Here is an 11,074-nt window from a genome sequence, read left to right on the forward strand (position 1 = left end):
CCTCGTTACCCGCCAGTAGCTAAAGAGCGATAAAGGGATCGAGGCAGCATACCGTGTGGGCTTCTCAGGCCGACACCGCGCGCTGGTCCAGGGGAGCGAGCATATCGATGACGTCGACGACCGCGGCCCGGGCCGCCGCCCGGGGGCCCTGCAGGTCATCGACGAGCGCCGCCATCACCGCACCGTCGACCATGCAGACCAGGGAATAGGCCATCTCGACTCGCGCGATCCGCCCGGAGCGCTCGACAGCCTCGGTGACCGCATCAGACCGTTGGTGCAGGACACGGCGTTGAATGTCACGCAGCGCCGGGTGGCGAGAGCACACGATGTAGCGCTCATAGCGGGAGATGAGCTGCTCGGTGATCTGCTCACCGCTCTCATCCCCCACCAACAGCTCGACCAGGATGTCCGCCGTGGTCTCGGCACTGCGCCGACGCCGGGACAGCTCGGTGATACGAGCCCGCAGTTGCGCGACCTCCAACATCCCGATGTGTTCGACCGCGTGCGCGATGAGGTCTTCAAGTGACGAGAAGTAATAGGTCGTCGATGCCAGTGGCAGACCGGCCCGCTGCGCTACGGCGCGGTGTCGCACCGCATCGAACCCGCCTTCGCGCAGCAGCTCGGCAGCGGCGCTGATCAGCGCATACCGCCGCCGCTCGCCCTTGGGCGTAACTGCTGTCATCACGCCTAGAGATGCTGCCAGCCCAGGTTGCGACGCATCATGCGTTTCCGTCTTTTGCCGACAAACAGCACCCCGCTGGCATGATGGCCGCCATGCCTGTGTTGAGCCGACGAGCGGTGCTGCGCGCCGGGGTCATGCTGGGCAGTGCGGGCGCACTGGGGGCGAGTTCACTACTTGGTGGGCGGCCCGCGCAGGCCGCACCCACAATGACGACGGGCTCGTTCGTCTCGGCCGCGCGCGGCGGTATCACCACCAATTGGGCGATCGCCCGGCCCCCCGGCCAGACCGGGACGTTGCGTCCGCTGATCGCGTTGCACGGCAAGGGAAGTGATGCCGCGACGGTGATGGCCGGTGGGGTCGAACAGGGCCTGGCCGAAGCTGTCGACGCGGGGCTGCCGCCGTTCGCGGTGGTTGCCGTCGACGGCGGCGGGAGCTACTGGCACCGCCGCACATCCGGGGAGGACTCGGGGGCCATGGTGACCGAGGAGTTATTGCCACTGCTGGCCGAGCAGGGCCTGGACACCTCGCGAGTGGGTTTCATCGGCTGGTCGATGGGCGGCTACGGCGCGCTGCTGCTGGGGGGGCGACTCGGCGCGCGCCGAACCGCAGCGATCTGCGCGGTCAGCCCCGCACTGTGGCTGACCCCCGGAGCGACAGCGCCGGGGGCATTCGATGGCGCGTCGGACTACTCGGCCAACTCCGTTTTCGGGATGCCCGCACTCGGCTCGATACCGATTCGGGTGGACTGCGGAAACGACGACCCGTTCTATTCAGCAACTCAGGCGTTTATCGCCCAGCTGCCCAACCCTCCCGCGGGCGGGTTCTCCCCCGGTGGGCACGACGGCACATATTGGAGTTCCCAGATTCCGGCCGAGTTGACTTGGACAGCTCCTCTGCTGACGGCCTGAGCGCAAGTTCCACTTAAAAAGGACATATCTCAGCCGCTCGCGGCGCGATCGCCACCCATCGTTTCCAAACTCGGACGATTCGTTGCGAAAATCGGACTTATCGGTTCGCGAATTTCGCTTGTTTTCCAGGACTTTGGAGAAAGTTGCCGCATTTACATAACCGCAAATATCTTGTGTGACGAAGAGCACTCGGGATAAATTCAGAATGCGCACTCACGTTTAACTCAACGTTTTCTGAGCCCTTTCGACGGATTGGAAGGCCCGTGATGACAAATCGACTTATCCGAACGGCCACCGTTGCTGCCACCGCGGGTGGCGGCTTGATCACCGCGGCATTAGTGGCCTTTGTCCAGGGCGCAGTCGCTGCCGCCGCGCCCGGTGAAGACGCTTTCACCATCGACGGCACCACATTCGATCCGACATTGACTGGCGGCGGCCAGGGCTTCAACCTCGTCGCACCGCTCAACCTGGCGCCGCCGCTGCTGGGCCTGGGCGGCGGGTCGGTGGCGGTCGGTAGAAACATCTTGGACCTCGCCCCGCAGAGTTTCGATCTATCCAACGGCACCACGTCGCTCGGCAGCATCGACACCAACGAAACCGTCTCCTATCTGTTCGGCCTGCCCAACACCGCGTTCACCGTCACCGGCAGCACCCCCGCCGATGGTGTCGAGGCCTCGGCACTTCCCGTGACCGGAACCGTCTACGACGTGTTCAACCTGGGCGGCGGCTTCTACAACGTTTATGTCGCCACTCCCGGCGAGGACGGCACCGTCACCGACACCCTGGTGACGCCGTTCGGCAATATGAACCTCGACGCGCTGTTCGTCGGCATGAACGCCGCCAACCCGCTCGACCCGTCCCTCGCGTTCGCCGCGCTGCAGGCCGGCGACAGCAGCATCGGCGATGACGCCTTCAGCATCGGCGGCTTCACCTTCAACCCGTTCAGCACCGGGGAGGACGGCACGGTGACCGACGGCTTCGCCCCCGTCAGCTCGCTCGCCGGTATCCCGCCGTTGCTGAATCTCGGCGGCGGCCAACTGGTGATCAGCACGGCCTTCCCCAACGTGCAGCCCACCCCGTTCGCACCCCAGGACTTCACCGTCTACACCGGGACCGGGTCGAGCGCCACCGAGATCGGCACCGCCCACACGGCGGTGGACGTGACGAACCTGTTGGGCATGACCAACACGCAGTTCGTCGTCCAAGACGTCACAGCGGCCGACGGTGTTGACGACGCGTTGCTGCCGGTTAAGGGAGCGGTCTATGACGCGTTCAACTTCGGCGGCGGCTGGGCGAACGTCTACACCGCCACCCCGGACGTCGTCGCCGAAGACGGCACCGTCACCCACGGCACCGTTCACGACACCCTGGTGACCCCGTTCGGCAACATGAGCCTGGACGCACTGGTCGGCGGCTTCAATGCCGCCAACCCGCTCGACCCGGGTGACGCCTTCACCGGCCTGCAGGTCGGCGACAGCTCCTATGGCGACGACGCCTTCAGCCTCGGCGGCTACGTCTTCGACCCGTTCACCGGAGCGGGCGACAACGTGGCCGAGGGCTTCCGCGCCATTCCCGCGCTGTTCGGCGCCGCGCCGCTGCTGAGCCTCGGCGGCGCCACCGTCGCTCTCGGCGCTGGGGTGGACCCGATCAACTTTGCGCCGCAAGACTTCACCATCTACGGCGGGACTGACGACACCGACCTCGGAACCATCCGGGCCAGCGTAAATGTGGCGAACCTGCTGGGTATGGCCAACACCGAGTTCACCGTCCAAAGCGTCACGGCCGCTGACGGTATGGATGACGCGTTGCTGCCGGTGAAGGGAACGGTCTACGACGTCCTCAACTTCGGCGGCGGTTGGCAGAACATCTACATCGCCACGCCCGGGGAGGACGGCACCATCACCGACACCCTGGTGACCCCGTTCGGCAACGTCGACCTGAGTTCGCTGTTCGACATGTTCAACGCCGCCAACCCGCTCGACCCGGGCGACGCCTTCACCGGTCTCGACGACGCGATGTCAGCGATGGCCTCCTCCTGGGACCCGCTGGCGCTCTTCGGCCTCTGACGCACTGCCTGAAATCCAATCGAACAGAGAGGAATACCTGTGAAGAGGAATCGACGTATGCAACTGACCGCTGCCGCCGTCACTGCGGGCGGCGGGCTGCTGACCGCCGCGTTCCTGCAAACCGCTACGGCCGTCGCCGAAAGCGACGCCGACGCGGCTTTCACCATCGGCGGCCTCACCTTCACCGACCCGATGGCGATCGACTTCCTAGGCGCAGCGACGCCCGGCTATGAGCCCCTCACCCCGGTATTCGCCAACGCACCGCTGTTGTCGCTGGGCAGCGACAGCCTGCTGGGTCTGCTCAGTCTCGGATCGCAGCAGTTCACGCTCGAAGACAGCAGCGGCGTCACGCTCGGTACGATCCTGACCTCCACCAACGTGCAGAACCTCTTGGGCATCCAGACGGCGCAGTTCACCGTCACCAGCATCGATCCCGCCGCGGGCCTCACCGACGGTCAGGCTGCCGAGCTCCCGGCCGACGGCACCGTCTATAGCATCACCAACTTCGGTGGCGGCTTCGCCAACGTCTACGTGGCCACCCCGAACGCCGACGGTACAGCCGCGGCCAGCATCACCAACACGTTGATGACCCCGTTCGGCAACTTCGACCTGCCGACGTCCTACGACGCCATCGCACCACTGGACCCGGGTGCGGCGCTGGAAGCACTGGGGAACACCTCCGGCGTCACCGGTCTCAGCGATAACGCCTTTACCATCGGCGGCACCACCTTCGACCCGGGCAGCGGCGGAGTCACCGTGGCCGAACCGCTGTCGCTGGCCAGCTTCGCCCCGTTACTGAACTTCGCGGCCAGTGGGATCAACATCAGCGGCACCGGCACCAGCGGCACTCAGACGTCCCAGGTCTTCGACGTCTACACCAACGGCAGCGACGCCGGCAGCGTCGCCAGCTATCTCTGGTACTCCGACCTGTTGGGGATCGACAGCACGCAGTTCACCGTCGGGGCCATCACCCCGGCCGCCGACGCGATCCAAGGCGCGCTGAGCGCCGAACTCGACTTCACCGGCGCCAACTTCACCGCGCAGGAGTTGGCCGCTGCCTTGGCAGCCAACAGCGCACCGCTGACCTTCGGCAACGGCGAGATCGACGACACCGCGGTCACCATCGCCCTCGCCAGCAGCGGCATCAATCTGACCGGCAGCGGCATCACCACTGCCGACATCGCAGAGGTGCTCAACGGTATGAACCTCAGCGACCTGCCCGCGGTCGGAACGGTTTACAGCGTCACCGACTTTGGCGGCGGCTTTGCGAACGTCTACGAAGCCATCCCGGGAACCGGCGGCGGATCGGCCGCCATCACCAACACCCTGGTGACTCCGTTCGGCAACCTCAACCTACCGACGTCATTCGATGCCACCGCCCCGCTGGACCCGGCGGCACCATTGGGGGCACTCGCTGCGACGTCTGACAGCGCCACGCTCTCCGACAACGCGTTCACCATCGGCGGCCTCACCTTCGACCCAGGCAGCGACGGGTTCAACACCGATGGCGCCTATCCGCTGTTCGGCATCGCGCCGCTGCTGCAGATCGCCGGCGTCAACGCGCTGGGAGCCTTCCTGCCCAGCCAGACCGGGGTCGCCATGTACGACAGCAGCGGCGCCGACCTGGGCACAGTCACTCTCGGCGAGAACATGTCGAACATCTTCGGCATCGAGACCACTCAGTTCACCGTCACCTCAGTCGATGCCATCTCAGGTCTGACCGACGCGCAAATCGCGGAGTTGCCGACACTGGGCACGGTCTACAGCGTCACCGATCTCTGGGGCTTCACGAACGTCTATGAGGCCGTGGCGAACGCCGACGGCACGGCCGCGTCCAGCATCACCGACACGTTGATCACCCCGTTCGGCAACATCGACCTGTCGGGCATGTTCAGCATGTTCGACGCCGTCGCACCGCTGGACGCCGGAGATGCGGTGTCGGGCATCGACCTGACGGCCGGCGGCTTCGACTTCTTCGACCCGAGTAGCTGGTTCTGACGCGGCGTGCAGCGTCACCTCAGACGGTGACCACCGTCTACTGCTGGCAGAGCTTGCCCAGCGTGGTGATGTGCGAATCGAGGTCATGCCCCAGCTGCTCGCGCTCCGTATTCGGTTGCCCGACAAGGTAGCTGAGGTTCAGGCGCTCCAGCGCACCGGCCATCTTCTCGGTGGAGTCCACGATGTCTTGCGGCGTCGCGGGGTCCGCCTCGAGCCGGCCACGCAGGTAAGCCGCACCCGCAGTCAGCGACAACCGGGCGTTGGCGGCCACCGCGAGTTGGGCCACGGGGTTCTCCGGCTCCGGGTTTTTCATGTGCATGTTGTTGGCCACCGCTTGGCGAGCGAGCACGACCGCGCCGCACACGTCTTTCTTCGCGTCGTTGACCTGCTCACCGCTGAACTTGGCAGAACCACCCGAGGACGAGCCACCGGACGGGTGCCACAAGCCGGCGACGGCCGCACCACCGATGAGCCCGGCTACCAGTCCGACCGCCGCGGCGATCAGCAGGGGGCGGACGGTGCTCGACTGCGGCGGTGTCGGAGCCGGGGTCGGAGCTGACCGCCTTTTCGCCGTGCCGGCGGCTTTTGCCGGGCGTTCCTGCGCTTCGGATTCACTTTTCGCCGGGTCGTCCTGCTTTTCGGATTCAGTGGACTCCGGTTCAGTGTGGTCAGCCATGCCACCCAGGATAGCGGTAGGCCCCTGCGGTCAGATCTGGATCTTCCCCTGGGCGGCGGCCGCGCCGATGTCGCTGCGGAAGTGGCTTCCCGGCAAGCGTATTGAGTCGAGGATCCGGTAGGCGTCGGCACGCGCGGCATTCAGGTCGTCTCCGACACCCACCACCGACAGCACCCGCCCGCCGGAGGACACCACCGCCCCATCGTCACGGCGTGCGGTGCCGGCGTGCAAAACCCCGTCGGCCTCGGCGCCCACGATCACGTCACCGACGCGCGGCCGGCCGGGATAGTTCTCCGCGGCCAGCACCACCGTCACCGCCGCCGCATCCCGCCAGCGCAACTTGCCGAACTCGCTGAGCCCGCCGGTGGCGGCGGCATGCAGCAACTGCCCGAGCGGCGACTCGAGCAGTGCCAACACCGCCTGGGTCTCCGGATCGCCGAAGCGGCAATTGAATTCGACCACCGCCGGCCCGGTCGACGTCATCGCCAGACCGGCATACAGCAATCCGGTGAACCGGGCGCCTCGCCGGACAAGTTCGGCCGCGACGGGCTCAACGACGTCGGCGACGATGCCGGCGACAGCCTCCCGGGACAACCACGGCAACGGTGCGTAAGCGCCCATGCCGCCGGTGTTGGGGCCGCTGTCGCCGTCACCGACCCGCTTGAAGTCCTGCGCCGGCAGCAACGGGACCACGGTAGCGCCGTCGACGACACAGAACAGGGATAGTTCGGGACCGTCCAGGAAGGATTCCAGCAGCACCGGATGCCCGCTGTCGAGCAGTCCGGCGGCGTGGGCCCGGGCCGCTGCCCGATCTGCCGTGACGACGACGCCCTTGCCGGCGGCCAGCCCGTCGTCCTTGACCACCCAGGCCGCCTCCCCGGCATCGGGCCCGAACCGGGTCAGGGCGGCGTCCAGGTCGGCGGGGCTGTCGACGATCTCCGAGCGGGCGGTGCGCACGCCGGCGGCGGCCATCACGTCCTTGGCGAACGCCTTGGAGCCTTCGATGCGGGCGGCGTCCTGCGACGGCCCGAAGCAGGCGATCCCGGCGGCACGCACCGCATCTGCGACACCCAAGACCAGCGGCACCTCCGGCCCGATCACCACCAGGTCGGCCTCGACGTCGCGGGCCAAGGCGGTGACCGCCGTAGCCGAGGTGATGTCGATGTCTCGTTGCTCGGCCACTGCGGCGGTACCGGCGTTGCCGGGGGCGATCACCAGGTGATCGACCTTGGGGTCGTTGCGAAGGGCTAGGAGTAACGCATGTTCCCGGGCGCCGGAACCGATCACCAGCACGCGCATGGGCGCCACTCCTCTCCGAGTTTCGCCTCGCTAGTCGGCGAGACTCGCGACACAGGATATATAGCGTCGGCCACTGCAGATGGCGCTGCATGCCTCCAGCAGCGCACCGCCGGACCCGACAAGCCGGCTAGGCCGGGGCGCCCGTCGCGCCGGCCTGGCCGCCAGAACCTGCCTGCCCACCGGAACCACCTGTCCCCGCGGCGCCGGCCGTACCGCCCGCACCGCCCACGCCTGGGTTGCCGCCGTTGACTCCGGAGACTCCGTTGGCACCGTTACCCCCGACGCCGCCGTTGCCGCCGTCGCCGTTTTGACTGCCCTCCGTGCCGCGGCCAGCTAAAGCATCCGGACTGCTGGTTCCGGCGTTGCCACCGGCCCCACCGGTGCCGCCGATGCCGCCGGTGCCGTTGTTGCGATAGATGTCGCCGTTCGCGCCCGCTCCGCCATCGCCGCCGTAGGCACCGTTGCCACCGATTCCACCAGTGCCGATGCTGCCGGCGTTTCCGCCATTACCACCGCGTCCGCCGTTGCCGCCGTAGCCGTTGTTGGCGTCGATCCGGCCGGCCCGGCCGTTTCCACCGGTACCGCCATTCCCTCCGGAACCGGCCTGGCCAGTGGCAGCGCCGGCATTGCCGCCGTGCCCCCCACTGCCACCGTTGCCGCCGTAGCTGTTGTTGGAGGTGGAGGTGCTGTCCGCACCGTTGCCTCCGTCTCCGGCATCGCCGCCCCTGCTGACGATCGGCCCGACGGTGCCGACAGATCCGTTCTGCCCGCCGTTACCGCCGCTACCGCCATTGCCGCCGTAGCCGTTGTTGTAGCCCAGCTGGCCGTCGTCGCCATGACCGCCCTTGCCGCCGTCTCCACCGGCACCGGCCTGGCCAGTGCTGTTTGCTGCGTTTCCGCCAGACCCGCCGTGCCCGCCGTTGCCGCCGTAGCCGTTGTTGTAGCCGACGCGCCCATCCGCACCGTCTCCACCGGCTCCACCGGTRCCGCCGTTGCCCACCTGCCCGGCGGATCCCACCGTGCCGGCCAGCCCCCCGGTCCCGCCGCTTCCGCCGTTGCCGCCGTAGCCGTTGTTGTAGCCGACTTGGCCGTAGGCACCGGCACCACCATCGCCGCCGACACCACCGTTGCCCGCCTTGCCGGTGGCGTTGCCGGCATTGCCACCCAGGCCACCGGTTCCGCCGTTGGCACCCTGGCCATTGTTGTTGGTGACCTCGCCGGCCGCGCCGGTTCCGCCGGCACCGCCGTCGCCGCCGTTACCGGCCGCACCGCCGAGGCCGACGGTCCCGGCCAGTCCACCGGTACCGCCGTTACCGCCGTGAGCGCCCGTGCCACCGTTGTAGCCGCGCACGCCGTCGGCACCGGCCCCACCGATGCCACCGGTACCGCCGTTACCGGCCTGACCGGCCGCTCCCCCGGCGTTGCCGCCGTTGCCACCCGTGCCACCGGTACCGCCGTAGCCGTTGTTCACCCCGAACTCACCAGTGGCACCCGCGCCCCCGGCGCCGCCGTTGCCGCCATCACCGACCTCGCCGTCCGAGCCCATGATCGACCCGCCCCGGCCACCCTTGCCGCCGGTGCCTCCGTTGCCACCGTTGCCACCGCGGCCGGCACCGGACTGCATGGTGGTGGCGTCCGCTCCATTGGCACCGTTGCCGCCCATGCCGCCGCTACCGCCGTTACCGTGGTCGCCGCCGTTGCCACCGTTGCCGCCGGCACCACCGTTTGCAGCGGACTGGCCCGGGGCGGCGGGAGGAGCCGGGGTGTAGCCAGCGCCGCCGTCGCCCCCGTTTCCAACGACGACGCCGACCGGCGCACTGCCGGTGTTGCCGGCCTGGCCACTGCCGTTCGAGCCGACTCCTGCCGTACCTGCGGTACCACCGTGGCCGACATTGCCGCCGTTTCCGCCGTTGCCGCCAGTGGTGTGGGTGGCGATCCCGGACGCCCCGTTGCCGCCGTCTCCGGGGTTGGCGCCGTTACCACCGCTGCCGGCATTGCCGCCCGTGCCTTGCGTTCCGGCGCTGCCGCTGCCGTTGTTCAGTGCGCCCGCCGCACCGCCGTCGCCCCCGTTGCCACCGTGACCGCCGGCTCCGCCGTTGCCGCCGTTGCCGCCATTGCCGGTCCCGCCGTCGGCGAAACTGCCGGTGGCTCCGTCATTGCCCTTGCCGCCGTCGCCACCGGTAGCTCCGTGACCGCCGTTTCCTCCGGACCCCGCATTACCGGCTTGGGTGCCGCTCGCGCCGCCCGCGCCACCCTTCCCGCCGGATCCGCCGGTGCCGCCGGCGCTTCCTGACGCCCCTGGATTCTGGGCGTCTGCGCCCTGAGCACCCGTGGTCCCATCGCCACCGTGGCCACCGTTGCCCCCATTGCCGCGGTCGCCGCCATTGCCGCCAGCACCACCGTTACCACCGTTGGTGCTCGCTACAGCCTGGTCGTCACTGCCGGCGTCGTAGCCGTTGCCGCCGTTGCCACCGTTGCCGACGACACCGGTGACACCGCTGCCGGACAATCCCTCTTGGCCCGCATTGCCAGTACCGGCGCTGCCGCCGGTCCCGGCCGCGCCACGTTCGCCACCCGTGCCGGCCGCACCGGCATTGCCACCGTTGCCGCCATTACCSCCCGCGAGGTGAGCGGCGTCGCCAGCCTTGCCGTCGCCACCATCGCCGGGCGTGCCGGCGGCTCCGCCGTGACCACCATTGCCGCCGTTGCCGTTGGCGCCTGCCACGCCGCCCGCTGCCGTGGAAGCTCCACCGTTGCCGCCCGTACCACCGCGACCGCCGGCACCGCCGTTCCCGCCGTCGCCGGCATTGCCACCGTGAGCACCCGCCTCGGCGTTCCCGTCGCCGGCTGCGTCGTACCCGTCGCGGCCTTCGCCACCGTTGCCGCCCTGACCACCGTTGCCGCCGTTACCGCCAGCCCCGCCGACCGCACCGGTCCCCCCATGACCGCCGGACCCTGCTGCGCCGCCCCTGCCGCCTTCTTGACCGTTGTCGCCGGGGTTGACTCCGCTCACACCGTGATAGCCCGCACCGCCATCGCCGCCGTCGCCGCCGTCACCGCCGTTGCCCTGAATGCCGTCGAGCCCGCTGGCACTGCCATCGGAGTTGCGGCCGCCGGTACCGGCCGCGCCGCCGTTTCCACCGTTGCCGCCGTTGCTCCCAGCGCCGCCGTTGCCACCCGGCGCGGCCGCCCGCGTGCCATCGACACCGTCAGCGCCCCGGCCACCGGCACCACCATTGCCGCCTTGCCCGGCGACACCATCGGCCCCGGAAGCGGCCTGGCCACCGCGACCAGAGCCACCGGCGCCACCGACACCGGCGTTACCACCGGCGCCACCAGCGCCACCGGCCTCCCCATCGATCGAGGTATTGCCGTCACTGAGACCATCACGGCCCGCCGCCCCCGCCGAGCCATCAGCACCACTGCCGGCGTTACCCCCGAGACC

The 11,074-nt window shown here is 68.9% G+C and carries 6 protein-coding genes and 1 pseudogene; 3 read left to right on the forward strand and 4 right to left on the reverse strand.

The window, feature by feature from the left end:
• Positions 1 to 64: 64 nt before the first annotated feature.
• On the reverse strand, positions 65 to 682 hold the full coding sequence (locus EJK91_RS18115) for a TetR/AcrR family transcriptional regulator (protein WP_046302105.1): 618 nt from the start codon (positions 680 to 682) through the stop codon (positions 65 to 67).
• Positions 683 to 762: 80 nt separating this feature from the next.
• Here EJK91_RS18115 and EJK91_RS18120 point away from each other — a divergent pair, with 80 nt between their 5' ends.
• The 3 genes from EJK91_RS18120 to EJK91_RS18130 all read left to right on the forward strand — a co-directional run bounded on the left by EJK91_RS18120 (position 763) and on the right by EJK91_RS18130 (position 5,654).
• Positions 763 to 1,590 (forward strand): alpha/beta hydrolase-fold protein, encoded by an 828-nt coding sequence (locus EJK91_RS18120; RefSeq protein ID WP_125079614.1) that lies wholly within the window; start codon positions 763 to 765, stop codon positions 1,588 to 1,590.
• A 266-nt stretch (positions 1,591 to 1,856) separates the two neighbouring features.
• A complete protein-coding gene (locus EJK91_RS18125; RefSeq protein ID WP_125079615.1) occupies positions 1,857 to 3,656 on the forward strand; it encodes a hypothetical protein in 1,800 nt (599 codons plus the stop codon).
• A 57-nt stretch (positions 3,657 to 3,713) separates the two neighbouring features.
• Complete coding sequence (locus EJK91_RS18130) at positions 3,714 to 5,654, forward strand: hypothetical protein (protein ID WP_125079616.1); 1,941 nt, start codon at positions 3,714 to 3,716, stop codon at positions 5,652 to 5,654.
• 37 nt (positions 5,655 to 5,691) lie between these two features.
• On the opposite strand, the gene EJK91_RS18135 is transcribed toward EJK91_RS18130, so the two are convergent.
• The 3 genes and pseudogenes from EJK91_RS18135 to EJK91_RS23015 form a co-directional block, all read right to left on the reverse strand.
• Positions 5,692 to 6,330, reverse strand: coding sequence for a hypothetical protein (locus EJK91_RS18135; protein WP_024441917.1), 639 nt, complete (start codon positions 6,328 to 6,330; stop codon positions 5,692 to 5,694).
• Between the two features lie 30 nt (positions 6,331 to 6,360).
• Positions 6,361 to 7,629: a phosphoribosylamine--glycine ligase gene (gene purD / locus EJK91_RS18140; RefSeq protein ID WP_125079617.1), complete on the reverse strand. Its 1,269-nt coding sequence runs from the start codon at positions 7,627 to 7,629 to the stop codon at positions 6,361 to 6,363.
• 127 nt (positions 7,630 to 7,756) lie between these two features.
• Positions 7,757 to 11,074 (reverse strand): annotated as a pseudogene (locus tag EJK91_RS23015) (PE family protein); the annotation flags it as partial.

Source organism: Mycobacterium sp. P7213 (assembly GCF_900604305.1).
In the GTDB taxonomy this organism is placed as follows: domain Bacteria; phylum Actinomycetota; class Actinomycetes; order Mycobacteriales; family Mycobacteriaceae; genus Mycobacterium.

Coding starts and splice junctions, on each gene's coding strand:
- EJK91_RS18125 (WP_125079615.1), top strand. CDS start 1,857: ATGACAAATCGACTTATCCGAACGGCCACCGTTGCTGCCACCGCGGGT.
- EJK91_RS18135 (WP_024441917.1), bottom strand. CDS start 6,330: ATGGCTGACCACACTGAACCGGAGTCCACTGAATCCGAAAAGCAGGAC.
- EJK91_RS18120 (WP_125079614.1), top strand. CDS start 763: ATGATGGCCGCCATGCCTGTGTTGAGCCGACGAGCGGTGCTGCGCGCC.
- EJK91_RS18115 (WP_046302105.1), bottom strand. CDS start 682: ATGACAGCAGTTACGCCCAAGGGCGAGCGGCGGCGGTATGCGCTGATC.
- EJK91_RS18130 (WP_125079616.1), top strand. CDS start 3,714: ATGCAACTGACCGCTGCCGCCGTCACTGCGGGCGGCGGGCTGCTGACC.
- purD (WP_125079617.1), bottom strand. CDS start 7,629: ATGCGCGTGCTGGTGATCGGTTCCGGCGCCCGGGAACATGCGTTACTC.